The organism is Geobacillus sp. Sah69, assembly GCF_001414205.1.
Taxonomy (GTDB): domain Bacteria; phylum Bacillota; class Bacilli; order Bacillales; family Anoxybacillaceae; genus Geobacillus; species Geobacillus stearothermophilus.
In genome coordinates this window covers 24,903-50,890 of record NZ_LLKS01000031.1, presented here as the reverse complement: position 1 = coordinate 50,890, position 25,988 = coordinate 24,903, and the positions used below count along the sequence as shown (strand labels likewise).

Sequence of the window (25,988 nt, the reverse complement as noted above, 5' to 3'; positions counted from 1 at the left end):
CGTTTTTTTGGCCGTTTGGGACGCGTCGCAGCATGGCGGACAGCGGTGAGCCGCGTTGTCATTTCAGCCGTTTTTCCAGCTCTTCTTTCAGCTGCTCATACCCCGGCTTGCCCAAGAGGGCGAACATGTTCTTTTTGTATGCTTCCACTCCCGGTTGGTCAAATGGATTCACCCCGAGCAAGTAGCCGCTCATAGCGCACGCTTTCTCAAAGAAGTAGACGAGATAGCCAAACGTGTACTCATCCAGTTTCGGCAAGGTGATGACCAAGTTCGGCACGCCGCCGTCCGTATGGGCGAGCAGCGTCCCTTCGAACGCTTTCGTGTTGACGAAATCGACCGTTTTTCCCGCCAAATAGTTGAGTCCGTCAAGGTCGCTGTCTTCCGCTTCGATGACTAATTCATGGCGCGGTTCTTCTAGCTTCAGCACCGTTTCAAACAAATCGCGGCGCCCTTCTTGAATGTATTGGCCGAGCGAATGCAAGTCGGTCGAAAAGTCGGCCGACGCCGGGTAAATCCCTTTTTGGTCTTTCCCTTCGCTTTCGCCAAACAATTGCTTCCACCATTCGGCGAAGTAGTGCAGCGCCGGTTCGTAGTTCACAAGCAGTTCGATCGTTTTCCCTTTGTTGTACAAAATGTTGCGGATGGCGGCGTATTGGTAGGCGGCGTTGTCCTCAAGCTCCGAGGAACTGAAATCGCTGCGCGCTTTCGCCGCGCCTTCCATCATCGCGTCGATGTCCGCGCCGCTGGCAGCAATCGGCAATAGCCCGACCGCGGTCAACACCGAATAGCGGCCGCCAATGTCATCCGGAATGACAAACGTTTCATACCCTTCCTCGTTGGCGAGCGTTCTTAACGCGCCGCGCTTGCTGTCCGTCGTCGCATAAATGCGGCGGCGCGCTTCCTCTTTGCCGTATTTATCCTCGAGCAGTTTGCGGAAAATACGGAACGCGATCGCCGGCTCGGTCGTCGTCCCCGATTTGGAAATGACGTTGATCGAGAAGTCTTTTCCTTCCAAGAAATCGATGACGTCTTTCATGTACGTCGAGCTGATGTTGTTGCCGACAAAAATGATTTGCGGCGTTTTCCGCTTCTCTTTCGGCAAGGCGTTGTAAAACGAATGATGCAGCATCTCAATCGCCGCGCGCGCGCCAAGATACGAGCCGCCGATGCCGATCACAAGAAGGACATCGGAGTCTGATTGAATCTTTTTCGCCGCCTCCTTGATGCGGGCGAATTCGTCTTTGTCATAGTCGACCGGCCAGTCAAGCCAGCCTAAAAAGTCGTTCCCGGTTCCGGTTTTTTCGTGAAGAGAATGATGCGCGACTTTCACCGCATCGCGCAAGTATGTAAGCTCATGTTCGCCAAAAAAGGCGAGCGCTTTCGAATAATCGAACCGAATATGGGTCATCCATTCCGCCTCCCTTTCATGTTCATTTCCTTCTTTCACTTTAGCGGAATAGACGGGGGAAATCAAGCCGCAGTCCGCGTTTGCAAACGGATTCAATTCCGACAATTTTCGCTGCGTGTTTTCGGACGAAAGCCGACGAACAACGGCGGTTTCGCCCAATTGAGAATTCTGCCACAAACGAAGAGGCAATGGCAAAGGGAGCCGCTTGTGAAAGTGCGTTTTGGCTGCCTTTTCCGACCCTTTTCCGACTCCTAGAAAGCCGGGCAACACAGCCATGCCCGCCAAACCGACGATGCCGGAGCGGCGAGAAAAGCAACATTTCCCGCTTTGAACACGGTCATGACGGCAGCTTTTCTCTTCCATCGCCAGCCTTGCCGGGGACGGACAGCAAACAGCCAGCTTTGGCCTAAAGCCGCCGGCTGGCTGTTGCAAAACCGCTTCATCTTGGAGAGCCCCCGCTTTTCCAGTAAACGACCCACCACCTACGCTTCGCTTAGAGGTGGGGGCTTCAAGCGACTTGTGCGTGTCCACCGAACAGCAAGCCACACACAAGAACCCTTTACGCTTCCCTTCGTTCCGAAGATGTCGGTTCGGACCATATTTTATCCTATTCGTTGGCTAACGCCAACCGACATTCATCTCCTACTTTCACTTCGTTTCGAAGTGAGAAAGATGTTAAAGCGACGCGCGCAAAATGGCGAGCACATCGTCACGGTTCAGCTTTTTGAAATGGCCGAACTCGCCGAACGCCATGGCTTTATCCGCCATCAGTTCGAGCTGCTCGTCGCCAATGCCGTAGTCCATCAACCGCGACGGCGCCCCAAGGCTTGACCAAAACGCCCGCAGCCGCTCGATGCCTTCAAGCGCCACATCGCGCTCCGCTTTTCCGGCCGGATCAACTCCGAAGACGCGCACCGCAAGCTGGGCGAAGCGGCTGACGTTTTCATCCAAAACATGCTTCATCCAGTTCGGAAACAAAATCGCCAATCCCCCGCCGTGCGGAATGTCATACACCGCGGAAACGGCGTGCTCAATGTTGTGCGTCGCCCAGTCGCCGCGCACGCCCATTTGCAGGAATCCGTTTAAGGCGATCGTGCCCGAGTACATGATCGTTTCGCGCAGCTCGTAGTTTTCCAGGTCATTGACCAGCTTCGGCGCCGCCTCAATGACCGTGTTGAGCACCGCTTCGCACATCCGGTCCTGAAGCGGCGTGTTCAGCGTGTGGTGGAAATATTGCTCAAACACGTGCGACATCATATCGACGATCCCGTACACCGTATGTTCTTTCGGGACCGTTATTGTATAGGTCGGATCCAAAATCGAAAACTGCGGAAACGTCACCGGGCTGCCCCAGCCGTATTTTTCTTTCGTCTCCCAGTTCGTAATGACCGAACCAGCATTCATCTCCGACCCTGTCGCTGCCAGCGTCAAAATCACGCCAAACGGCAACGCGTCGGTGACGACCGCTTTTTTTGTGATGAATTCCCACGGATCGCCGTCAAATTTCACCCCGGCCGCGATCGCCTTCGTGCAGTCAATCACGCTGCCGCCGCCGACAGCGAGCAAAAACTCAACCCCTTCCTTCCGGCAAAGATCAACCCCTTTCCGGACGGTCGAGACGCGGGGATTCGGTTCGACGCCCGGCAGCTCAACAACGTCGGCGCCAATGCCGGCCAAGATGGCCATCACTTCATCATACAATCCGTTTCGTTTGATGCTGCCGCCGCCGTAGACAAGCAGCACCTTTTTGCCGTAGCGCGGCACTTCCTGCCTCAGCTGTTCAATTTGCCCCTTCCCGAAAATGAGTTTCGTCGGGTTGCGGAATGTAAACGGTTTCATCTCGTTTCCCTCCTTTGGCTTCTATGGCTTCTATTATGGCGGCCGCGGCCATCGTTGTAAAGCCGATTGCTTTCCAAAGCAGCCGTGCATATTTTCAACCGCTATGATTCATTCTATAAGCGAATGAAAGATCTTGCCCAAAGGAGGTGGACACGATGGGAGCGTGGCAGCGGATCGCCTTGTTATTGACGATCATTGGCGCGATAAACTGGGGACTAATCGGGTTTTTTCAATTTGATTTGGTTGCCGCCATTTTCGGCGGCCAGGACGCCGTTTGGTCGCGCATCATTTACAGCCTTGTCGGCATCGCCGGCTTGATCAACCTGGCGTTGTTGTTCAAACCGGCCGAAGAGCTCGAGCGCACTGAACCGAAACCGACCCGCACCTGAACGGGGCGGGACACCGCAGTTTGCGGGCGAAACCGGACACTCACCGCTTGGCGGTGAGTGTTTTATTGTTTTGGCAAATCTTCCTTCTTCGACTGCTCGATCCATTCACGCAGCTTTTCTTTTAGCGAGCGGAATCCCGGCTCAAGCGGCATTTTGATGCGCGCCTGGCGCTTCTCCGCGCCTGGTTCAAGCGCCTTCAAGGACAAGCTCGCCCGCTTCATCTTCCAGTCGACATCAAGCACTTTGACGGTCACGTCATCGCCGACATTGACATAATCGCGCACATCTTTGACAAATCGGTGCGAAATCTCGGAAATATGGATGAGCCCCTGCATGCCGCCCTCAAGCTGGACGAACGCGCCGTACGGCTGAATACCTGTCACCTTCCCTTTCACAATGGCTCCTCGTTTGATCGTTGGCAAGCAAAACACTCCTATTGGTGAATTTCATCGTTTCTGTATTATAACATAAGGGGAAGGCAAAACCCAAAAATGAGGGGATAGGCCCAAGCGATTGTTTTTCTTGCACGAATGTGCTTGCTCCGTGGCGCGCGGCTCGCCGCCAACTGCCGACCCGATGGATTTTTTCCTAAACCGGCCGCCCCCCGGTCGTGTCCTTGCCGCTCTTTCGCACGTATAGGCGTCAAGAAAAAGCCGGCGCAAACAGCGGTTCCGAACCAAGCCGCCATTACCGCTCCGTATGGATGAGGGCGTGTGCATGCGAAAACGGAAAAAGGCGCCCCGCTTCCGCGTGGGCGCCTTGGCCGCCGGCTACAAACGCGCCAAAAACCGTTTTATTCGTTTGACGGCTTCCTGCAGCTGTTCAAGCGACGACGCGTACGAACAGCGAACATGTCCTTCTCCGCTTTGGCCAAAGACGCTGCCGGGGACGACCGCCACTTTTTCTTCGATGAGCAGCCGCTCGGCGAACTGCTCTGACGTCATGCCGGTATGCCGAATGGATGGAAACGCGTAAAACGCGCCACCTGGCATATGGCATGGCAAGCCGATTTCATTGAGCGACGACACGAAATAATTGCGCCGCCGCCGGTAGCTGCTGCGCATCTCGGCGACATCGCGCTCCCCGCTGCGAAGCGCCTCAAGCGCCCCGTATTGCGCCATCGTCGGCGCGCACATGATCGCATACTGATGGATTTTCAACATCGCCTGCAAAATGTCTTCCGGCGCCGCAGCAAATCCGAGCCGCCAGCCGGTCATCGCGAACCCTTTCGAAAACCCGGAAATCAAAATCGTCCGCTCGCGCATGCCGCTGACGGCGGCCATGCTCATATAGCCGCCGTCATACGTCAGTTCGGCGTAAATTTCGTCGGCGATGACAAGCAAATCGTGCTCTTTCGCCAGGCGGGCGAGCGCTTCAAGTTCAGCCGGACGGAGAACCGTACCGGTCGGGTTGTTCGGCGAGCAAATGATGATCGCTTTCGTCCGCGCGGTGAGCGCCTGCTCCAGCTGCGCCACATGGAGTTGAAACCCGTCTGCGCCCGTTGTCTGCACCGCCACCGGCGTCCCGCCGGCAAGCACGACAAGCGGCTCATACGCCACGAAGCTTGGCTCGACGACGATCACTTCATCGCCCGGGTCGAGAATCGCCCTCAGCGCCAAATCGATCGCCTGGCTCGCCCCGACCGTCACCAAAATTTCCGTCTCCGGCCGGTAGTCAACGTGAAACTTGCGGCGCAAATAGGCGGCGATCTCTTGGCGGAGCTCCAAAAGCCCGGCGTTTGGGGTATAGGACGTATAGCCTTGCTCAAGCGACAAAATGCTCGCTTCGCGGACGCTCCAGGACGTGACAAAATCCGGTTCGCCGACGCCGAGCGAAATGACACCCTCCATGCCGGAAGCGAGATCGAAAAAGCGGCGGATGCCGGACGGCTTCAAGGCGGCGACCGTCTTCGACACGTATGTGTTTCGCATTTGCGGCTTCATGGCGACACCACGATGCGGCGATCTTGATCTCCTTGACCAAAGACGATGCCGTCATGTTTGTATTTTTTCAAAATGAAATGGGTCGTCGTTGAAATGACAGAATCGAGCGTCGACAACTTTTCCGATACAAACTGGGCAATTTCTGACATCGACCGCCCTTCAATGACGACCGACAAGTCGTAGGCGCCGGACATCAAATAGACGGATGTCACTTCCGGAAAGCGGTAAATGCGCTCCGCCACCTCGTCAAAGCCGACGCCGCGCTTCGGGGTCACTTTCACATCGATCATCGCCGTCACCCCTTCATGACCGTCCACCTTCCGCCAGTCGACGAGCGCGGTATATTGGACGATCACTTTCTCCTCTTCCAGCTTTTTGACGAGTGCCTCCGTTTCCGCAACTGGCAGGCCGACCATTTTCGCCAACATATCAAGCGGCGTACGCGCATCTTTTTCTAATATTTTTACAATTTCTAGTTCTTTTTCACTCAGTTTCACTTTGTCTTCCTCCCTTTCATCCATTTCCGCAAACCGGCCGCTGGATGCCGTCACGGGAGCGAACAAGATGCGGCGTGTTTCAGTTTGAGAAGCCGGCGGGCGAGTTTTTGACAGTCGCGGGCAGGAATCGTTTTGTCAAACGCGAATTCATATATGGACTGAATACGGGCGGCCAGCGTGCGGGGATCATCCGTATCGTACACCGCCTGAAGAACGTCGACCGCTTCCACCTCGTAGGCGCCGTTTCCGAGACCGAACGGGTCCCAGGCGCCGATGGTCTCAAGAAGCAGCCGGTTCAACTGCTGTCCGTCCATGCTGTCCATCCACCTTTCTTGCTGCTATGATATAACCAATTATAAGCCATCGATTCGAAAAAAAGAAGGGAGAAGATGCAACAATGTTTCCGTCCGATGAGGGAAAAAGCCATGCCCAAAACGGGGAAGGAACGGCCGCGTCCCTGTTCGACCGCGTGATTGACCGCCGGGGCACGCTGTCCGTGAAATGGGATGATACAAAGCGCATATTCGGGCATGAAGACGTCTGGCCGATGTGGGTCGCCGATATGGATTTTCCGGCGCCGCCCGAAGTGCAGGAAGCGCTGCAGCGGCGGGTTGAACACGGCGTGTTTGGCTACACCGTCATTCCCGATTCACTCAAAGAAGCGGTGTGCCAATGGCTTGAACGCCGTCATGACTGGACGATCGATCCGTCTTGGCTCGTGTTTGCCCCTGGCGTTGTGCCGGCGGTCGCCGCTGCCATTGAGGCGTTTTCGGAGCCGGGGGATGGCGTCGTCGTGTTCTCGCCCGTCTATCGGCCGCTGTTTGATCTCGTCCGCCGCCACGGACGCACGCTCATATTCAGCCCGCTCCGGCTGGCGGAAGAGAACTACGTCATCGACTGGAACGACTTGGAAGCCAAACTACCCGGGGCAAAGCTGCTCATCCTTTGCCATCCGCACAATCCCGGAGGCAAATCGTGGACGGCCGCCGAGCTCGAGCGGCTCGGGGAGCTGTGCCTCAAACACGGCGTCTTCGTCTTATCGGACGAAATTCACGCCGATTTGACGCTTCCGCCGCACCAGCATGTGCCGTTCGCCGCGCTTCGTCCCGAGTTTGCGGCGCAAAGCGCCACATTCCGCGCGCCGACGAAAACGTTCAACCTGGCCGGCTTGCAGGCGGCCGAAGCGGTCATTCCCGACGATTCGCGGCGCCGGGCGTTCCGCCGCATCCAGCAGCGTCACGGCTTTTTTACGTTGAATGCGTTCGCCGTTGTCGGGGCGGAGGCCGCGTACCGATGCGGCGGGTCGTGGCTCGACGCCTTGCTTGCCTACTTGCAGGAAAACATCGAGGCGGTCGCCGCCTATTTGGCCGACCGTCTGCCGGCGCTTCACCTCATCCGGCCGCAGGCAACGTATCTCATCTGGATCGACTGCCGCGGCCTCGGCCTTTCCGAGGAGGAGCTGAAACGGCGGCTGTTGGAAAGTGGAAAACTGGCTGTTGAATTCGGCAGCAAATTCGGTCCCGAAGGCGCCGGCTTCATCCGCTTAAACGCCGCCTGCCCACGCCCGACGCTCGAAGAAGGGCTGCGGCGGCTGGGGGCGGCGCTAGGCTAGCTTTGCGCCAAAGAAGTGCGGCCAAGCGAATGGCGAAACGGAAACGAAACAGCACCAAATCCGTTGCGGGATTCCTCTATCCATGTCAATCAAAAAAGAAAAGGAAGCCAAACGATCGTTCCTTCCCATTCTCTGTTCTGCCAACCATGTGCCGCAGAGGCCGTGCAACCGTCGCTTTCGCGCATTTGCCATGCGAAGAGCTGTCCCGGCAACGTGAAACAGGGGCCCGCACGCGAGCCCCTGTTTCATGACGACTTGATTTCCCCGCAGGCGATCCGCCCGCCGGCGGCGCCGGCCGGCTGGGTCATGCCGTCGTCTTTCTTGGCGTGAATGACGATCGATGTTCCGTCTTTCGTCAAGAGCGTCCCTTTTTCCCCTCCCCGGAGCGTCACATTCGGCGCCATCAGCTCCACGTTGACCGTGCCGTCCTCCTTCACAATGATGTTCGGCAAATCGCCGGCGTGCGCCCCTTCCGGATGGAGAAGGCCGTGCTTTTTCCCGTCCGGGTTGTAATGCCCGCCCGCCGACTGAAAATCAGGCGGCTGGCAACTTCCTTTTTCATGAATATGAATGGCGTGCTCCCCCGGCGGGAGCCCTTCCAAATCGAGCTTCAACCGCACTCCTTCGGCTTGCTCCGTCAATTCCACCGTACCGATCCGATCGCCGTCCGCATTGATCATCTCCACCGTCCGGCTCGTTCCTTCATCTTGCCCGCAGCCGGACAACACGAGCAGCACGGCGGACATGATCGCATATGATCCACGCAACACAAACTCCCCCCAGCTTCACATCCGTTATCCGCCATTATTGCCGGGGAAGCGCCGGTTTATACATGCGGTGGCTGTTTTTGTCTGTCCTGTTTGCCGAGCAGCTGTTCTTCCAGCTGCTTCGCCTCCTTCTCCTGACGCCGGGAAATGACGACGATGAGCCGCATGGTAAACACCGCCATCAAGAAAAAGACGGCAAAGGAAATCGCCGCCGGAATGTATTCACGCTTGTCTTCCGGAAAGTACAAAAACAAGTTCAACACCCATGGCCACATCGCAAACAACCTTTCTGCCGTAAAATCATCTATCATTATAGCATAAAAAAGCCGCTGCCAACGCAGCCGGCTATAACGCAAACTTTTTCCTCAGCTGGGTGAAATCGATCCGCTCGCCGAGCGTCGGCGGCTTCGTCTTCGCCAAATACTTTTTGTCGTTTTCGATGAGCCGGAAGATCGTGTAGGCGGTAAACGCATCATCGAGCGCACAATGGGCTTTTCCAACTGCTTCGTTTCCATACTCTTGCACCGCTTTGCGCAAGGCGGTTTGGTTTTTGTTGCCGAAAAACCGTTTATACTCCAAAGCCAAATCGCGGTGTTCGCCGGTGAATGGAAATGCGACTTGCGCCGACTGACAGTTTTCCCGGAGCACTTTCATGTCCATGCCGCCCCATGTAATGACGGTCGTCGGGCGCTCTCGGTCATACCGCCGGAGCAAGGAAACGAGATCAAAAAAGCTCATGCCGCCATCAATTTGCGCTTGGGTGATGTTGAGGAACGATTTGCACCGGTCGGTGAGTTGCGGAAAACGGAGCGGTTTCACATAGGAGGAAAATTGGCTCACGATTTGCTCCTCAACAACCGCAACAAGGCCGACTTCGATAATTTCCGGGCAAAACCCGCTCGGATTCGTTTTCGTCTCCGGCATCGTAAATTCGAAATCGAGAAACAAATATTGCGGGTCATCCATCGCCGCTTCCCCCCTTTCTTCCATACAGCCGTAATGGGTCTTACTTATTATTATATCACGTAGAAGCCATTGTTTATTTCTTTTTTCAGAAAAGGGCGAAAAAGAGGCGGATGCCGTGAAAGCGGAGTGGTCTGGAGAAACCCAAAGGACATCCCGCTATTTCTTCTCTACTTTGCGCTTTTCGTTATACGTTCTCTCCGTTCGGCTAAATCATCGCGAACCGTCCCTTCCCACGGGCGAACGCCGGAGTAGTACGCCGCACGGCTGATCAAATGAGCTGACACCGGAGATGTTAAAAAAAGAAAGACAATAGCCAACAACAAACGGGAATTGAAATGATCGTGCTTCAACCAAAAGTAAAATAACGTCCCCATTAAGATAAAAATCATCCCTAGAGTAGTGCTTTTGCTAATGGCATGGCTTCTCGTATAGACGTCAGGGAGGCGGAGGGCGCCGATGGCCGAAATCAACGTTAACAGCGCGCCAACCATGACGAGCAACATGATCACCCCATCAATGATTTCCGTCACGTTCAATCACAACCCCCTTTTGCAAAAACTTAGCAAACGCCGCCGTGCCAAGAAATGCCAAAATTCCAATCAGCAAAATAATTTCTAAAAACACGCTCGTCTCCAATATGATGGACAGCACCGCCACAATGCCTGCCAGACAAATCCCAATCGCATCAAGCGCAATGACCCGGTCCGCCACAGTCGGGCCCTTGACAACCCGATACAGAAAGCAGATGACAGCAAGCGACAACAACGTCAGCGCGACATTGAACACCACCATCACCGGCTCACCTCCAAAATCGTTTTTTCAAATGATGTCTTGATTTGTCGGATGACTTCATCCACATCCGGAGCATCAATCGTATGAATATAAATCTCTTTCTTATCATCAGAGACGTCGATCACAAACGTTCCGGGCGTCAATGTAATCAAGCTCGACAACAGCGTAATTTCCCAGTTCCTTCTCACCTCAAGAGGAAGAGCGAAAATGCAAGGTTTCATGTCCAGCGACGGGGAAAGAACAATCTTCAAAACAGCCCAGTTGGCCAACAACAACTCTTTGATGAAAATGAGCGCCAGCTTTCCAATCACAAACAACGGTACGGCATAAAACGTCGTCGAGAAATATCTTCGCAGCACAAAAATGATGCCGAAACCAAGAAGATATCCAATGACAAACGATGATCCGCTAAACGAATCAGCAAGAAACATCCAAACGAATGCCAATATCACATTGATCAGCAATTGTTGCGCCATTTGCCTCTACTCCTTCAGCACGGACTCAATATATATTGACGGATCCGCCAACGTCGCCGCCGCCTGAGCGATATATGGACGAACAAATTCGGCCCCGACGCCGTATAAAACGGCCAAGGAAAGAAGCGCGACAATCGGCACATACAGCGGGGCGACTCGTTTTTGCTCATACCCGCGCGCTTCTCCCCAACAAGATTGAATAAAAATTTTCATCACCGAATAAAGCACAAGCAAGCTGGATAATAACACAACCAGCGCAAACAGAAGCTGTCCTTTTTCAAACGCCGCCCGAATAATGAGCGCTTTTCCGATAAACCCGCTGAACGGAGGAATGCCGCTTAGCGCAAGAGCGGAAAGGAATACGGTCCAGCTAAGCAGTGGATACGAACCGAGCAGTCCGCTGAACCGCCCGAGTTGATTCGTTCCCGCGACATACGCAATCGCCCCGATAATGAAAAAGAGCGCCGTTTTCATGACCATGTCTTGCAGCAAGTAAAAGATCGTGCCTTCCATACTTTCTTCTGTCATTAAAGAAATGCCAAACGCCATCACACCGACGGCCGCCACAATGTTATAAATGGCGATTTGCCGCATATCGCGGTAAGCCACGGCGCCAATGACGCCAAATACAACGGTCGCGATCGCCAACCACGCTAAAATCGTATGCGTATAGCCGACATCTTGACGGAAAATGAGCGAGAAAGTGCGCAAGATCGAATACACACCGACTTTTGTCAACAAGCCGCCAAACAACGCAAGCACAGCTGACGGCGGAGCGGAATAAGCCCCCGGCATCCAAACATAAAACGGAAACAACGCCCCCTTTAACCCAAAGACAATGAGAAAAAGCAAGCAAATGACCGTCAATACAGCAGTGTTGTCTGCTTGAGAAATCCGTACGGCTAAGTGCGCCATATTCAATGTGCCGGTCACGGCGTACAAATAGCCGACGGCGATGACAAACAACGCTGATGAAAACACATTGATCACCATATATTTCATCGTTTCCTGAAGCTGGATTTTCGTGCCGCCATGAACGAGAAGCGCATACGATGACATAAGCATCACTTCATAAAACACGAATAAATTAAAAATATCCCCTGTGGTAAATGCCCCGTTCACTCCGACAATGAGAAACTGAAAAAAAACATAGTAGTACATAGACGCCTGTTTCGAATCAATCGTGAAAAATGAATACAGCAGGCAAGCGAGCGCGATCACGCTCGTTGTCAACACCAGGAGCGCTGAAAGCATGTCGGAGACGAGCGTAATCCCAAACGGCGCCGGCCAGTTTCCGACGTCGAGCTTTTGCATCCCTTCATGGTCGACAAGACGCACAAGCCAAGCGCCCGCAGCGATGAGCGCCCCTGCTGACACGAGGGAAATCATTTTTTGCGCTCTCAATGATTTCACGCAAAACATCAAGAGAACTGCTGTCGTCAATGGAATCGCAATCGGAAAAATTACTGCATTAGTCATGGTCTTCCTTTCCCCTCATCCGTTCAATGTTGTCCGTCCCGATCTCCTGATAAGAACGATACGCCAAAACGAGCAAAAACGCCGTGACCCCAAAACTAATGACAATCGCCGTCAAAATCAGCGCCTGCGGAACAGGGTCGACATAGTGTTCCGCCTGCACGTCAAGCAGCGGCGGCGCTCCTTTTTTCAATCCTCCCATCGTCAATAACAGCAAGTGCGCTCCATGGCTTAGCAATCCCGTGCCGATAATGATCCGAAGCAAACTTTTGCTTAACATTAAGTACGTAGCGCCGGCAAACAAACAGCCGATGACAATAATCATGACGACTTCCATTTATTCATCCTCTCCTATCGTTTCGATAATCGTCATGGTCACCCCGACAACGACCAAATAGACTCCTAAGTCAAACAAGACGGCCGTATGGAGCGACACATCCCCAAGCAGCGGCAGCATGACATGGCCATGGGCGTGCGTTAAAAACGGGACATCGAATAATAAGCCGCCAAGACCTGTTCCTAAGGCAAACAGCAGCCCGACACCAATGAGCGTGCGATACGAAACCGGGATCATCGACCGGACGGTTTTGATGTCAAACGCCAGCAGCAGCAAAATAATGGCGCCGGCGGTAACGAGACCGGCAATGAATCCGCCGCCTGGGTAATAGTGGCCGGCGAAAAAAAGCTGAATCCCAAATAAAATGATCATAAACGTGACAACGGCCGTTACCGTGCGCAAAATGAGCTCATTCATATTTGCCGCTCTCCCCTTTCGGAGCTTTCAGCTTCACTAAAGCGTAAATGCCGAGCGCCGCGATCGCCAGCACACAAATTTCAAAAAGTGTATCAAATCCGCGGAAGTCGACTAAGATCACGTTGACAATATTTTTTCCAGCCGCTTTTTCATACGCGTTTTCAATATGGTATTGAGCGATCGATGCAAAGTTTTTCTCACTGTACGCCAACAAGGCGATCACGCTGACCAACGCGCCGACGCCAAGCGAAATAAGAGCGTTCCCAAGCCGGAATCGAACGCCTTTCTCATGGCGGCTGAGCTTCGGCAAATGATAGAAGCAAAGCAAAAACAGCGAAACAGAAATCGTTTCAATGACAAGCTGGGTCAATGCCAAGTCAGGTGCCCGGAACAACACAAAGAAAAGGGAAACCGTATAGCCGACCGAACCTAACGCGATAATCGCAACAAGACGTGATTTGGCCGCCACAGTCGTCGCTGTTCCGATCAAGGCGACCAACGCCAATATCAGTTCATGGATGCCCACTTCCGCTAAATGGCTTAGCGAGAGCCTTCCATCTACTTTCAAAACAATCGTTGCGACAAGCAGCGCGATCATTACGGACAAAATATACAAGAAATACGTCCGAACATACCCGGTCATGTAACGGCTTGTCAGCGAATACGACCGCTCTTCCATCTGCCGCACGACCGTGTCATATAAGTGATTCAGTGAAAGCCGCTGCGAAAACGCGCCGTACACGCGCCTCCATGAATCAAACTTCCGATATAGCAACACGCCAAGGACAATCACTCCGATCGTCATCCACACTTCAATCGTCCATCCGTGCCAATGACTAATGTGCACGGAAAGCCCTTCCCGACGGAACAAGCCGTTAACAACAGCATCCACCGCCGGAGCAATCACCGTGTTGGACAACACATTCGGAAACAGTCCAAAACCGATGACAAGGACGGCCAGCACCACCGGCGCCACAAGCATCCCCACCGGGGCTTCGTGCGGCCGTTTCGGCCATTCCGAAGGCCTCGGAGCGCCAAGAAACGTTTTCCCAACAAAAAGAAGGCTGTACAAAAAGGTGAACACGCTCCCCACCCAAGCGAGCACCGGAAACAAGATCCCCCAGACATCAAGCGAAAACAAATGGGCGTTCGCCACCTGCACCATGGCCGCAAAAAACATTTCTTTGCTTAAAAATCCGTTAAACGGAGGCACACCTGCCATCGACAATGAACCGATGACCGCAACGGTAAACGTGACGGGCATAACGCTGAGCAGCCCGCCAAGACGCCGGATATCCCGCGTCCCGGTCTCATGATCGACAATGCCGGCAGCCATAAACAAGCTTCCTTTAAACGTCGCATGGTTGATTAAGTGAAACACTGCTGCCACCACGGCCGCCATATATAAACGACGATCGCCCGGATCGCCATGAAAAGCCAGCGCTCCAGCGCCAAGCAGCGACATAATCAACCCGAGCTGGCTCACCGTCGAATAGGCGAGCAATCCTTTCAAATCTGTTTGGCGAGCGGCATGAAACGATGCCCAACAAAGCGTCGCCATTCCAATGCCCATCACCAACCAAACCCATAGCGAAGAAACAGCAAAAATCGGAGTGAAGCGAGCCACTAAATAAATGCCGGCTTTCACCATGGTGGCCGAATGCAAATACGCGCTGACCGGCGTCGGCGCTTCCATCGCGTCCGGAAGCCAAATGTAAAACGGAAACTGCGCGGATTTGGTAAACGCGCCAAGCAAAATCAAGAGCATCGCCGGAAAAAATAACGGATGTTGCGGCCACGCATCCGCCATAGCCATCCAATCGCGAATACTGTACGACCCTCCACTCATGACCGAAAGCAATAAAAATCCTCCAAGCAAAGACAACCCGCCAAGCACGGTGATGAGCATCGATTTTTGCGCCCCATACCGCGAGCGTTCACGCTCATTCCAGTAGCCAATCAATAAAAAGGATGAAAACGATGTCAATTCCCAAAATAGATAGAGCGCCATTGCGTTGTCCGAAAGAACGACGCCAAGCATCGCTCCCATAAACAAAAGCAAATACACGTAAAAGTGGCCGAGTTTTTCCTTTTCCTTTGGCAAATAGTAAGTCGAATACAGCACGACAAGAGAACCGATCCCTGTGATTAGCAACGAAAAGAGCAGCCCTAACCCATCCATATAGACTTGAAAATCCATTCCTAGAGACGGAATCCAAGGGATCGTTTGTCCGTAGGGGGTAAGAGGGAGATGTTGAATAAAATATAAAAACAATAAGACCGGTAGTGGGAGCACAAACCATCCGGTATGAATCGAACGCACATATTTATACAAAAACGGAACGAATAAAGCATAAATCAGTGGTGAGACAATTGCCAAGTTTAACATGAACCATCCTCCTTCCCTATTGTTTCCCCTCACATCGCCCCGCTTATCCTACTTCGTATTGTATCATAAACTCCCGCCTCTGTCGGCACAACGGTCTGCTGAAAATCAAGCCAGACTTTCGCCGCCTATCTGTATGCGAAAAATTCCTAAAAAAGTTTCCCCTTACGCTGCCAATCGCCTCGTTTCTATGGCACCGGCTTGCAGCGCAGCGAGTATATAAGTAGTAATCACGTTGAACAGGAGGAGCAAGCCCATGGTTTATTTCCTGCCCCCTGCGGCATGGGCAAGGCCGTACCCGTCGGTCAACCCCGCCATCTTCTCCCAATCGGCTGCCACCGCCCAGACGCTCATGAACGATGCTGGAGTCATTTTAAAAAGGCTGGCCGAATCGCGCTCGTTTGCCGCCACGATCATGTCCGCCGCCCAAGAAGGAAAAACGGAGGAAGTGAAGCGCCTCATCCGCTCGCTCGGCATCCGCTCGCAAACTGAAGTGTATTTTAATCCCGACGGCATCCGCCTGACGCTGTCGCCGCCGCCTGGATCGTTCCCGTGCTGCCAGCTTGCCATCGGCTTGCGTTGGAACGTGTTTCCGCCTTTTCACGGATAGCCTTCGCCATCGCGGCGGCGGGCGAAAGGGGAAAAACGGCGGCAAGCAGCCTTCACTCTTCGCATTCGCCGCTTTGACGGCTGCCAACATCCGTTCACAACGGCCGCGCCCGATGCGATAGCGCCGCTTCCAGACGATGCACGGCGCTGGAAGCGGTGTTGTCGTTTGCGCCTTGCTGGGCCAGAAGCTCCTTTCACACCAAAACGGTTCTCGCCGCCGACCTTCGTGAACCAAAAAAAGACAGCGATCGTCTCATCGCCGTCTGGCGCCTAAACAAACTTGCCGGGCACCAACGCCCGGCGTCCCCTTTCGTTCACATTGCGCATCCGATTACGTGCGTCGATAGATGATATCCCCGACAATGATCGTAATCAAAGAAATCAACATCGTCAGCTTGACCGCCTTGTAGTCTAAAAAGCGCAGCACTTGTTCTTCAAAGTGGACAGTATAAACTTTATTCTCTTGATCATAAAGATTCTCCTTGGTGTTCCGTCGGCCGAATCCGCCACATCCATCTATTCGCCTTCGGTTAAAAGGGGATTTTCTTGAGCCACCGTGTACGTAAAATTTGATTTACTGATTTTTCCTTATAAGTACAAAGAATGCATGTTCTGAAATAGTCAAGTACAACTTTCGGTGAATTCCGAAATAATGTGCTAATTTACAATTTTGTGTACAATTCATCTGAAGTCCTCCTTGGCATGATGGTAGGTATTGTTTGACACCCCTGCATCATACCAAGAGGACTTTTTTTGATCAAGTCCCCGGAAAAGCTCCTAACAGGAATGCTCGTTTCAGGAATGATCCATTTCCATGACCGCTTTTCTCTTTCCTTCCACCATCCTCAACTCACGTACTCTCGCCCCTCTCTTCCCAAAAGATACGAGAAGAAACCGAAGCCTTCTGCGGCCCCCTTAAAGCCCAAAGAAACTTGATGACTGTAGATGAGCAAATTCACTAACATAAATTGACAACCAAACAAAAAAGGAGACATGAACCGGACTCCTTGGGTAAAATAGATGTGCACAAAACCCATTCACACAAGGAGGTTCATGTCTCATGAATAGATTAGCACATCACCAAGGAATCCACAAGTTTTTCTTCACTTTGGGGTTGACGCTGCAGCTTTCCAAACCGGTCATCAAGCATCTCATTCATATCGTCGATGCCTTGACCACCAAGGGATTCTCGGGAACATTGACCGATATTCATCACTGGAGCTTTCATCCGAATCATCGAACGACGCTCAGTCACTTTTTCACGAAAAGCCCTTGGGATGAGGAAAGGCTGCTTGGGAAGCTTCAAGAGTGGATCCTCCGCCGAATCGAGCGCCTGGTCGAGCGAAAGAATCAGCCTCTCTTTGTCTCGATTGATGATACGATTTGCCAAAAAACGAAGCCTTCGTCACGGGCAACGCACGCCATTCAAGGGTGTGGTTGGCATTTCTCTCACAAAGATCATCAATCGGTCTGGGGGCATTCGCTCGTTTGGCTGATGGTGCACACCTTCACGCAGGCGTTTCCGTTCGCGTTCCGCCTGTATGACAAGAAGGCGGGAAGGAGCAAAATCGACCTGGCGATCGAGATGCTTTCCTCACTCAAGGTGGAACCGGATCGGCCGGTGTATGTGCTCATGGATTCGTGGTATCCGTCCCAAACGCTCATCGAAGCCTGTCTGAAAAAGGGATTCCATGTCATCGCTGTAAATTAGCACATTATTTCAGAATCCCTTTTTCAAATTATTTCAGGCGGATTCGGAAATAATGTGCAAAATTTTTGCGAATTATTGCGGATTTTGCACATTCTTTCGGAACATTTGCACGCTCTTTCAGATGAAGATTTCCAGCGCGCCTGATGGACCGATGAAAAAGAGGAAGCACAAAAGAGGCCGATTTGGCCCCTTTCGTGCTAATACCCCATTTCCTCTGCAGCCATGCGCACCACTTCTTCGTCAATGACGTCCTTTTTCAGCTGATGCCCGTACAGCAGGCACGTCGTGGCCAACGTGTTGATGACACGGGGCCAACCACGTGATTGCAGGGCAATCGCCTCTAACGCCGATGGGGTGAAGATCGGATGCTTCGCCCCGGCCTGTTTCATCCGATGCTCGATGCAGCCCGCCACCTCTTCCTTCTCCAGCGGCCCCATCCGGCATCGCATGATGATCCGCTGGTCGAGAGGGCGGTGCTGATTGAGCCGCAGCTTCCCCTGTAAATGGGGCAACCCGGCCAAAATCAAGACAAATGGGTTGGTCGAATCCATCTCAAAGTTGAACAAGATGGCGATGTCCTGTAAAAATGCATCCTTTGCTAAATGCATCTCGTCCAAAATGAACACCGGCGTGATCCGYCGTTCATGATRCAATCGCTCGATCGCCTGCTGGATTTGGCGGAAGAGATCTACCTTGCGGTACTTCGGTTCCTCTCCTAATCCCAAGGCCAGTCCACGGTAAAAATCCATCACGCCTCCGGTCGATAACGGAAAGTAGACGACATGATACAATGATGGATTCAATGACTCTTTCAGCGCCCGAAGGGCGAACGTCTTGCCCGCCCCCGGCTCTCCGATCAACAGCCCGATTCCCCGCGTTCGCTTCACGTACTCCAGCGCCCGCAGCGCTTCTTGAAACGCCGCCCCTTGATACGCCTCGGACGGGTCGGTTTCTTTCGCAAACGGCTCCCGCGAGAGGGAATAAAACGTTTTATACATCCTGTTCGCCCTCCTTCGCCGAAACCGCCGCAAACGGCGACCGGTGGCGCTTCACATAGGCGTTATCCTCCAAACGCACCCGAATGGCTTCCGCCACCCGTTTGCCATCTTCGTACACATAGACGCCTCGTTCGTCATAGCGGAGCTCAATCGATTGCCCAATGAACCGAGGCGGCACTTCGTATAGCTGTTTATTCAGGGTGATCGTGCCATCGGCTTTCACCTTGCGGTGCTCCCGTTTCAGAAAAATCGCGTCCAGCCAATCGATGTCTTCGATCCACACCACTCGTTCCACTTGGGACTGAAACACCTCATGCGGCGTTTTTCCGTCCAGTGAGGCGTGCGGTTTTCGATGATACTCTTCTTCAAGCCACTTCCAAAAACGCTCGTTCAACTCGTCAAGCGATTTCGGCGGATTCAGCTCCAACAGTGGATAAAACCGTGTCTGTACGGTGCGGAAGAACCGTTCGATTTTTCCCTTGCTTTGCGGGTCATACGGCTGAGTGTGGATGAGTGTAATCCCCATCTCGGCGCACGCATACTGCAGCACCTCGGATCGATCAATTTTCCCGTTGTCCGAGTAAATGCGTTTCGGCTTCCCGCAACGAAGCACCGCTTCCTTTGTGACGATCCGCAACCCGTCAAACTTCTCCGAAGGGAAAAATTGGGCATACGGCACCAACCGCGAGCAGTCATCGATATAGGCGATCAAAAACGTTTTCTGGGCTTTCCCATGGACGCGAATCGTGGGTCCATGGGATAAGTCCCCTTGCCATAGCTCATTGATCTCTTCATACGCAAAACGCTTTCGCTCCGGCATCGGCAAGATTTCTTTTCCCACCAGGTTGTGTTTTTTCAACAATCGGTATATAGTAAAGTATGAGAGGGTGGTGGGAATGTCCCCCTGCTTGGTGAGTTGTTCGTAGAATAGGGTCACGGGCATGGTGGGATGTTCCTTCCTCAATGCTAGAATATGATCCTCATCATCGGGGGACAGACGTCTGGAGCGGCCGCGGTCCGAACGGCGCTTCGGCTTCAAGGCGTCGAAGCCCCCTTTTTTGTATCGGGCGCACCAATCCAGAATCGTCTTCGCCGCAATGGGCTTGTCCCCTTGATGAGGAATCGAATGCACTCGCCCGCCCACCTCATTCAAATACGCTTTGGGCTCCACCTGGCCATTCACCAACGGAGCGATCAGCCCGTACCGAAACAGCGCGATGTCGTGTCTCATCGATTCATCCATCCGGATCTCCTCCCTGTCTCCCTGTGATGTTGGACCGTTCCGGTCCCTCTGCCTCCTATCTTACGAAACGGCTCGAGATTCGTCGAGAGGAAGGGTTTGTGGGAACATCAACCATCTCCGTTTTTGGTGTTAAGTAGAAAATCAGGAAGCAATTTGATCCGCAAACGGATGCCACCTCTCGTTTGTCCACAGGTCTTGGATGATCGAGCCCACCCCCCGTCCCTCCAAGGTCTGCATCCACCAAACCGCCCGTTCTGTTCTTGCGTTCCCCACAGGGCCGATGATCCCCCACCTTCTCACCGCCGCGTGATGCAAGCGGGAGAGATTCCGTAAAAATCGTCGGACATAAAATAAGATGACCTCCTTGGTGGGAAAACCAACCTGTTTGGTCTTCGCTCCTCGTCTTGGCGTTTCGAGCCATGCTTTGACCGCTTGCCAGATGACGGATTGGGTATATTGAATTGAACATACGGGAGGAGGAAAGAAGGCAGCACACTCACGGTTTTGCGGCATTCTCAGAAGCGTACCGCGCGATCCAAAGGCGATACTTGTTTAGTGCAAAATAAAAATACAGAGTTCTGCAACGAAAAGTGCAGAGCTGAAGGCAAAGAAAAAAGGCTTGCCAGCCTCTAACATTTCCTCTACTGTGGAAGTTGTGAACACATAACCAAACAGTGGAGGAGCGAAAGGATGCTGGCAATGCCCGAAATTAATCGTATCAGAAAACTGCGTGAAAAGAAAGGGTTATCGATTGCGGAAATTTCCCGTGAAACGGGATATAACTGGAGAACGGTCAAGAAATACGCAGATGGAGACATTTCTGTCCAACCAACCATCAAACGCAAAAAGGGGATGATTGAGGAAGAAGGGTACGGGGTAACTATTCAGCCACATCATAAAGTGAGCTGAATATTTTCTTCTTTCCTTGTCTATGATGTGAATACTGATAGACAAGGAGGTGAATCACATGTTGACGGTACAACAAGCTGTATTTACAGTTGAGAGCTTAATCGGCAAAGTCCAACAACAAAAGCAGCTCATTACTCACCAGCAACAAGTCATTGAGCAACTGTTGAAAGAAAACAAACAGCTACGCAAAGAAAATGAACAACTGAAGTACCGTGTTCAAGAGCTGGAAGCACGCACGAAAAAAAACAGCTCCAATAGCCATTTGCCCCCATCTTCTGACCGTTTTGAGAAAAAGCGTTCCTCCCGCGAGCCGTCTGGCAAAAAGCCTGGTGGGCAAGAGGGACATGAGGGGAAGACGCTCCGTCAAGTGGAACATCCACATCATCGTGTCGTCCACCGTGTGCATACGTGTCAAGGATGTGGAGCTTCTTTGCGTGAAGTCAAACCGTTCAAAGTCGATATCCGTCAAGTGTTTGATGTCCCTCCTGTGTAAATTAGCACATTATTTCAGAATCCCTTTTTCAAATTATTTCGGACGGATTCGGAAATAATGTGCAAAATCTTTGCGAATTATTCCAGGTTTTGCAGATTATTTCCGAACATTTGCACATTATTTCGGATGATTAACTAGAATGAGGATGGATCGGGATGAAACATAACAGGGGCCGATCAGCCCCTGCTGTGTCAGTACCCCATTTCTTCGGCTGCCATACGCACAATGTCTTCGTCAATCATATGTTTTTTTAATTGAGCGCCGTATAACAGGCAAGTGGTGGCGAGGTTGTTGATGATCCGCGGCCACCCCTGCGACTGCAGGGCGATCGCTTCTAAGGCAGCTGGGGTAAAAATCGGGTGTTTCGCCCCCGCCTGTTTCAGGCGGTGTTCGATATATCCTACCACTTCTTCCTTATCAAGAGGCCCCATCTGGTATCGCATGATGATTCGTTGGTGAAGCGGACGGTGTTGATTCAACCGTAGTTTTGCCTGTAAATGGGGCAGCCCCGCCAAAACCAAGACAAACGGATTTGTTGAGTCCATGTGAAAGTTGAACAGGATCGCGATATCCTGCAGAAAGGCATCCTTCGCTAAATGCATTTCATCGAGGATGAACACTGACGTTACCCGTTGTTCATGATACAAGCGCTCGATCCCTTGTTGGATTTGATAAAACAAGTCGACCTTGCGGTATTTCGGCTCTTCCCCGAGCCCGAAGGCAAGGCCGCGATAAAAGTCCATCACGCTTCCCGTTGACAATGGAAAATAAACGACGTGATACAGTGACAGATTCAGGGATTCCTTAAACGCCCGATGTAAATTAGCACATTATTTCAGAATCCCTTTTTCAAATTATTTCAGGCGGATTCGGAAATAATGTGCAAAATTTTTGCGGATTGTTCCAGATTTTGCACATTCTTTCGGAACGTTTGCACGCTCTTTCAGATGAAGATTTCCAGCGCGCCTGATGGACCTATGGAAAAGAGAAAGCACAAAAGAGGCCGATTCGGCCCCTTTCGTGCTAATACCCCATTTCCTCTGCGGCCATGCGCACCAYTTCTTCGTCAATGGCGTCCTTTTTCAGCTGATACCCGTATAACAGGCACGTCGTGGCCAACGTGTTGATCACCCGAGGCCATCCCCGCGACTGCAGGGCAATCGCCTCTAACGCCGATGGGGTGAAGATCGGATGCTTCGCCCCGGCCTGTTTCATCCGATGTTCGATGTAGCCCGCCACCTCTTCCTTCTCCAGMGGCCCCATCCGGTATCGCATGATGATCCGCTGGTCGAGAGGGCGGTGCTGATTGAGCCGCAGCTTCCCCTGTAAATGGGGCAGCCCGGCCAAAATCAAGACAAATGGGTTGGTCGAATCCATCTCAAAGTTGAACAAGATCGCGATGTCCTGTAAAAATGCATCCTTCGCTAAATGCATCTCATCCAAAATGAACACCGGCGTGATCCGCCGTTCATGATACAATCGCTCGATCGCCTGCTGGATTTGGCGGAAGAGGTCTACCTTGCGGTACTTCGGTTCCTCTCCTAATCCCAAGGCCAGTCCACGGTAAAAATCCATCACRCCTCCGGTGGATAACGGAAAGTAGACGACATGATACAATGATGGATTCAATGACTCTTTCAGCGCCCGAAGGGCGAACGTCTTGCCCGCCCCCGGCTCTCCGATCAACAGCCCGATCCCCCGGGTTCGTTTCACGTACTCCAGCGCCCGCAACGCTTCCTGAAATGACGCCCCTTGATACGCCTCGGACGGGTCTGTTTCTTTCGCAAACGGCTCCCGCGAAAGGGAGTAAAACGATTTATACACCGTGTTCTCCCTCCTTCGCCGGAATCGCCGCAAACGGGGACCGATGGCGTTTTACATAGGCGTTGTCCTCCAAACGAACCCGAACGGCCTCCGCCACCTTCCTTCCATCTTCGTACACATAGACGCCCCGTTCATCATAGCGGAGCTCAATCGATTGCCCAATGAACCGAGGCGGCACTTCGTATAGCTGTTTATTCAGGGTGATCGTGCCATCGGCTTTCACCTTGCGGTGCTCCCGTTTCAGAAAAATCGCATCCAGCCAATCGCCATCTTCGATGAACGACACGAGATGCACTTGCGATTGAAACACCTCATGCGGCGTTTTTCCGTCCAGTGAGGCGTGCGGTTTTCGATGATACTCCTCTTCAAGCCACTTCCAAAAACGCTCGTTCAACTCGTCAAGCGATTTCGGCGGATTCAGCTCCAACAGTGGATAAAACCGTGTCTGTACGGTGCGGAAGAACCGTTCGATTTTCCCTTTGCTTTGCGGGTCATACGGCTGGGTGTGGATGAGTGTAATCCCCATCTCGGCGCACGCATACTGCAGCACCTCGGACCGATAAATTTTCCCGTTGTCCGAGTAAATGCGTTTCGGCTTCCCGCAACGAAGCACCGCTTCCTTCGTGACGATCCGCAGCCCGTCAAACTTCTCCGAAGGGAAAAATTGGGCATATGGCACTAACCGCGAGCAGTCATCGATATACGCGATCAAAAACGTTTTCTGGGCTTTCCCATKGACGCGAATCGTGGGTCCATGGGATAAGTCCCCTTGCCATAGCTCATTGATCTGGTCATACGCAAAACGCTTTCGCTCCGGCATCGGCAAGATTTCTTTTCCCACCAGGTTGTGTTTTTTCAACAATCGGTATATAGTAAAGTAAGAGGTATGATTTTCTGGGATTTCCCCCTGCTCGATCAGGTGTTCGTAGAACACCGTCACGGGCATGGTGGGATGTTCTTTTCTTAGGGCTAAAATATGATCCTCATCATCGGGCGACAGACGCCTTGAGTGGCCGCGGTCCGAACGGCGCTTCGGCTTTAAGGCGTCAAAGCCCCCTTTTTTGTATCGGGTGCACCAATCGAGGATCGTCTTGGCTGCGATTCGTTTGTCGCCCTGGTGGGGAACATGGTGCACTCGCTCGCTCACCTCTTTCAGATACGTCTTCGGTTCCACCTGCCCATTCACCAACGGAGCGATTAGCCCGTACCGAAACAGGGCAATGTCGTGTCTCATCGACTCATCCATTCGAATCTCCTCCTTGTCTCACTTGGAATCAGGACCGTTCCGGTCCGTCTGCCCTTATCGTACCGGATCGCTTTTTCTCCGTCGATAGGAAAGGTTTGTGGGAACCTCAACTATTTCCAATTTAGGATATGTATGTAAAATCAGGATCCCATTTGATTCGCAAAAGGGTGTCGGAATCCGTCCTTCCACATGTCTCTGATGACCGAATCAAGACCGTGTTTCTCCAACGTCCGGATCCACCAGGAAGCCCGTTCCTTTTCTTTTTTCACGATAGGGCCTATGATCCTCCACCGCCTCGCAAAAAAGCTGTGAAGGCTTGATAGGTTTCGGCAGAACCGTCGGACATAAAAGATGATGCCGTCCTTTGTCGGGAGAAACGGAGCCCGGTTCGTCCCCTCGGTCAATCCTAACTGCTCTTTCACGACTTGCCATATGGCGGACAACGTATACTGAAAATACGGGAGGAGAAAGGAAGGCAGCACACTCACCGTCTTCAAGCATTCCCGACAGCGATACCGGACAATCCAAATGCGATAATCACCATGTGGGGTCAATGCGTTTCGCTCATAGTAACCGTGGCGGTGCAACGGGCGCTTGGCCCGGCAATGCGGACACTTTTTCAGAAGAGGGAAGTCGTTTTCTTTTCCACGCTCTGCATACGTTTGGACGTCAATGCCAAAGTCATGAAATTGAATCACGTCCTCCTCCCCCTCCTATGAACCGATGGATTTTCTCTTCCGAAATAATTCACAAAAAATTTAGCACATTCTTTCAGAAAAGGGGAGAGGGCTTTCTGAAGGAATGTGCAAAAAAATGTCTCTTTTGTTCCGAAATAAAGTGATAATTTACACCATAGTAAGCCATCTTTTTGGATGCACAATACCCGATATCTGCGATTCCTTGAAACCGTTTGGCGCGATACATTCGTGCGTGGTGGCAGAGTTCAATAGGTAAGCTATCCACTACCGCATAAGCGTGATGTTGCCCGCGTTTGGCTAGTTGATATCGTATCCATTTGACGGCAAAGCCAAGATTTCGACAACGGCGGTTATATCGAGAGCGTTCAGGAAATAAATCTTTCGAAAATAAGTTTCCGATCACAAATCGGTGCCAAGCTCGTTCGGATGTAAAACCTAACAACTTTCCAAGAACATGGACGACGATGATGACTTCATCTTCTTGCTTCAACAAATGGTGATTTCGGCGTTGTAAATACATCTGAATCAAAGACAATTGTCCAGATACAAAGAACAAAATCGCTGCATATTGTTTTTGAATTTTCGCTTCGTCTGTTGTAAAATGAAAGTGCTCTTGCATGGGACTTCTCCTTTTAAATGTTTGGTAGCACTTTCATTTTAAAGGAGATCCTTCATGCAAGGGCTATTTTTATGCTTGTTTGATTTTATCTAGCACCACGGGTACTTAACATCTTTTCTTTTTCCAATCCGTTTATATCCAAATATAGAAGAAGGAAATTGTTTCATAGTATCCTTTCTTCTACCGGAAATATTCTGGCCCTCGACTTGTGCGAAAATCCCATATAGTGCTTCGATCGACAGTTTAGGAGAGAACGGTGGTTGTTTTGTTGATGAACGTGTTGCAAAACGCATAACGAATGCATAAATGCACATAAAAAATCCACCACCTTGG

The 25,988-nt window shown here is 52.1% G+C and carries 24 protein-coding genes and 5 pseudogenes; 6 read left to right on the top strand and 23 right to left on the bottom strand.

Annotated features, from left to right (window positions below):
* Positions 1-58: 58 nt before the first annotated feature.
* Complete coding sequence (locus AP057_RS06140) at positions 59-1,408, bottom strand: glucose-6-phosphate isomerase (protein WP_049624801.1); 1,350 nt, start codon at positions 1,406-1,408, stop codon at positions 59-61.
* 675 nt (positions 1,409-2,083) lie between these two features.
* Positions 2,084-3,247: an iron-containing alcohol dehydrogenase gene (locus AP057_RS06135; RefSeq protein WP_055358304.1), complete on the bottom strand. Its 1,164-nt coding sequence runs from the start codon at positions 3,245-3,247 to the stop codon at positions 2,084-2,086.
* Between the two features lie 155 nt (positions 3,248-3,402).
* On the opposite strand from AP057_RS06135, the gene AP057_RS06130 reads away from it, so the two are divergent.
* Positions 3,403-3,636, top strand: a complete 234-nt coding sequence (locus AP057_RS06130; RefSeq protein ID WP_033010722.1) for a DUF378 domain-containing protein — start codon at positions 3,403-3,405, stop codon at positions 3,634-3,636.
* A gap of 62 nt (positions 3,637-3,698) precedes the next feature.
* Here AP057_RS06130 and yugI read toward each other — a convergent pair whose 3' ends face one another.
* The 4 genes from yugI to AP057_RS06110 all read right to left on the bottom strand — a co-directional run bounded on the left by yugI (position 3,699) and on the right by AP057_RS06110 (position 6,390).
* Entirely contained in the window at positions 3,699-4,058 is a 360-nt protein-coding gene (gene yugI, locus AP057_RS06125; RefSeq protein ID WP_055358303.1) for a S1 domain-containing post-transcriptional regulator GSP13, read from the bottom strand.
* A 348-nt stretch (positions 4,059-4,406) separates the two neighbouring features.
* Positions 4,407-5,579, bottom strand: coding sequence for an aminotransferase (locus AP057_RS06120; protein WP_033016287.1), 1,173 nt, complete (start codon positions 5,577-5,579; stop codon positions 4,407-4,409).
* Positions 5,576-6,076 carry an Lrp/AsnC family transcriptional regulator gene (locus AP057_RS06115; protein WP_049624269.1) on the bottom strand — a complete coding sequence of 167 codons (501 nt, stop codon included), beginning with the start codon at positions 6,074-6,076 and terminating at the stop codon, positions 5,576-5,578. Before AP057_RS06115 ends, AP057_RS06120 begins: the two co-directional genes overlap by 4 nt.
* A 50-nt stretch (positions 6,077-6,126) precedes the next feature.
* Positions 6,127-6,390, bottom strand: a complete 264-nt coding sequence (locus tag AP057_RS06110) for a DUF1871 family protein (RefSeq protein WP_033016289.1) — start codon at positions 6,388-6,390, stop codon at positions 6,127-6,129.
* Between the two features lie 83 nt (positions 6,391-6,473).
* Between AP057_RS06110 and AP057_RS06105 the strand changes: the two genes are divergently transcribed.
* Complete coding sequence (locus AP057_RS06105; RefSeq protein WP_082432197.1) at positions 6,474-7,688, top strand: MalY/PatB family protein; 1,215 nt, start codon at positions 6,474-6,476, stop codon at positions 7,686-7,688.
* Between the two features lie 245 nt (positions 7,689-7,933).
* Here the strand turns inward: AP057_RS06105 and AP057_RS06100 are convergent, their stop codons facing one another.
* The 10 genes from AP057_RS06100 to AP057_RS06055 form a co-directional block, all read right to left on the bottom strand.
* On the bottom strand, positions 7,934-8,434 hold the full coding sequence (locus AP057_RS06100; RefSeq protein WP_369813956.1) for a superoxide dismutase family protein: 501 nt from the start codon (positions 8,432-8,434) through the stop codon (positions 7,934-7,936).
* An 80-nt stretch (positions 8,435-8,514) separates the two neighbouring features.
* On the bottom strand, positions 8,515-8,730 hold the full coding sequence (locus AP057_RS06095) for a hypothetical protein (RefSeq protein WP_033010715.1): 216 nt from the start codon (positions 8,728-8,730) through the stop codon (positions 8,515-8,517).
* Positions 8,731-8,800: 70 nt separating this feature from the next.
* Entirely contained in the window at positions 8,801-9,421 is a 621-nt protein-coding gene (gene kapD / locus AP057_RS06090) for a 3'-5' exonuclease KapD (protein ID WP_033016292.1), read from the bottom strand.
* 167 nt (positions 9,422-9,588) lie between these two features.
* Positions 9,589-9,924 (bottom strand): monovalent cation/H(+) antiporter subunit G, encoded by a 336-nt coding sequence (gene mnhG / locus AP057_RS06085; protein ID WP_049624271.1) that lies wholly within the window; start codon positions 9,922-9,924, stop codon positions 9,589-9,591.
* A gap of 10 nt (positions 9,925-9,934) precedes the next feature.
* Positions 9,935-10,213: a Na(+)/H(+) antiporter subunit F1 gene (locus tag AP057_RS06080; RefSeq protein ID WP_183084033.1), complete on the bottom strand. Its 279-nt coding sequence runs from the start codon at positions 10,211-10,213 to the stop codon at positions 9,935-9,937.
* On the bottom strand, positions 10,213-10,689 hold the full coding sequence (locus AP057_RS06075) for a Na+/H+ antiporter subunit E (protein WP_033016295.1): 477 nt from the start codon (positions 10,687-10,689) through the stop codon (positions 10,213-10,215). Before AP057_RS06075 ends, AP057_RS06080 begins: the two co-directional genes overlap by 1 nt.
* A 6-nt stretch (positions 10,690-10,695) precedes the next feature.
* Positions 10,696-12,168 (bottom strand): Na+/H+ antiporter subunit D, encoded by a 1,473-nt coding sequence (locus AP057_RS06070; protein ID WP_055358300.1) that lies wholly within the window; start codon positions 12,166-12,168, stop codon positions 10,696-10,698.
* Positions 12,161-12,502 carry a Na(+)/H(+) antiporter subunit C gene (locus tag AP057_RS06065; protein WP_033010707.1) on the bottom strand — a complete coding sequence of 114 codons (342 nt, stop codon included), beginning with the start codon at positions 12,500-12,502 and terminating at the stop codon, positions 12,161-12,163. Before AP057_RS06065 ends, AP057_RS06070 begins: the two co-directional genes overlap by 8 nt.
* On the bottom strand, positions 12,503-12,919 hold the full coding sequence (locus tag AP057_RS06060) for a Na(+)/H(+) antiporter subunit B (protein WP_055358299.1): 417 nt from the start codon (positions 12,917-12,919) through the stop codon (positions 12,503-12,505).
* Entirely contained in the window at positions 12,912-15,308 is a 2,397-nt protein-coding gene (locus AP057_RS06055) for a Na+/H+ antiporter subunit A (protein ID WP_055358298.1), read from the bottom strand. The genes AP057_RS06060 and AP057_RS06055 overlap by 8 nt, the downstream gene beginning before the upstream one ends.
* A 253-nt stretch (positions 15,309-15,561) precedes the next feature.
* On the opposite strand from AP057_RS06055, the gene AP057_RS06050 reads away from it, so the two are divergent.
* Together AP057_RS06050 and AP057_RS06045 are read left to right on the top strand one after the other, a co-directional pair.
* Positions 15,562-15,915, top strand: coding sequence for a hypothetical protein (locus AP057_RS06050; RefSeq protein WP_055358297.1), 354 nt, complete (start codon positions 15,562-15,564; stop codon positions 15,913-15,915).
* A gap of 1,059 nt (positions 15,916-16,974) precedes the next feature.
* A pseudogene (locus tag AP057_RS06045) lies at positions 16,975-17,619 on the top strand (transposase); the annotation flags it as partial.
* Between the two features lie 203 nt (positions 17,620-17,822).
* On the opposite strand, the gene AP057_RS06040 reads toward AP057_RS06045, so the two are convergent.
* Positions 17,823-18,623: an ExeA family protein gene (locus AP057_RS06040; protein ID WP_055358296.1), complete on the bottom strand. Its 801-nt coding sequence runs from the start codon at positions 18,621-18,623 to the stop codon at positions 17,823-17,825.
* The gene (locus tag AP057_RS06035; protein WP_033845209.1) at positions 18,616-19,866 is read right to left on the bottom strand and encodes an IS481 family transposase; all 1,251 of its coding nucleotides are present in this window, start codon (positions 19,864-19,866) and stop codon (positions 18,616-18,618) included. Before AP057_RS06035 ends, AP057_RS06040 begins: the two co-directional genes overlap by 8 nt.
* Positions 19,867-20,556: 690 nt before the next feature.
* Between AP057_RS06035 and AP057_RS06030 the strand changes: the two are divergent.
* Positions 20,557-20,751: pseudogene (locus AP057_RS06030) on the top strand (IS21 family transposase); the annotation flags it as partial.
* An 82-nt stretch (positions 20,752-20,833) separates the two neighbouring features.
* Positions 20,834-21,265: pseudogene (locus AP057_RS06025) on the top strand (DUF6444 domain-containing protein); the annotation flags it as partial.
* A 194-nt stretch (positions 21,266-21,459) separates the two neighbouring features.
* Here the strand turns inward: AP057_RS06025 and AP057_RS06020 are convergent.
* The 5 genes and pseudogenes from AP057_RS06020 to AP057_RS06000 form a co-directional block, all read right to left on the bottom strand.
* Positions 21,460-22,083, bottom strand: a pseudogene (locus AP057_RS06020) (ExeA family protein); the annotation flags it as partial.
* A 208-nt stretch (positions 22,084-22,291) separates the two neighbouring features.
* Positions 22,292-23,092: an ExeA family protein gene (locus AP057_RS06015; RefSeq protein ID WP_055358290.1), complete on the bottom strand. Its 801-nt coding sequence runs from the start codon at positions 23,090-23,092 to the stop codon at positions 22,292-22,294.
* Positions 23,085-24,338 (bottom strand): IS481 family transposase, encoded by a 1,254-nt coding sequence (locus tag AP057_RS06010; RefSeq protein WP_055358294.1) that lies wholly within the window; start codon positions 24,336-24,338, stop codon positions 23,085-23,087. Before AP057_RS06010 ends, AP057_RS06015 begins: the two co-directional genes overlap by 8 nt.
* A gap of 140 nt (positions 24,339-24,478) precedes the next feature.
* Positions 24,479-25,036: a DUF6431 domain-containing protein gene (locus AP057_RS17810; protein ID WP_055358292.1), complete on the bottom strand. Its 558-nt coding sequence runs from the start codon at positions 25,034-25,036 to the stop codon at positions 24,479-24,481.
* 139 nt (positions 25,037-25,175) lie between these two features.
* Positions 25,176-25,655, bottom strand: a pseudogene (locus AP057_RS06000) (IS982 family transposase); the annotation flags it as partial.
* Positions 25,656-25,988 lie beyond the last annotated feature (333 nt).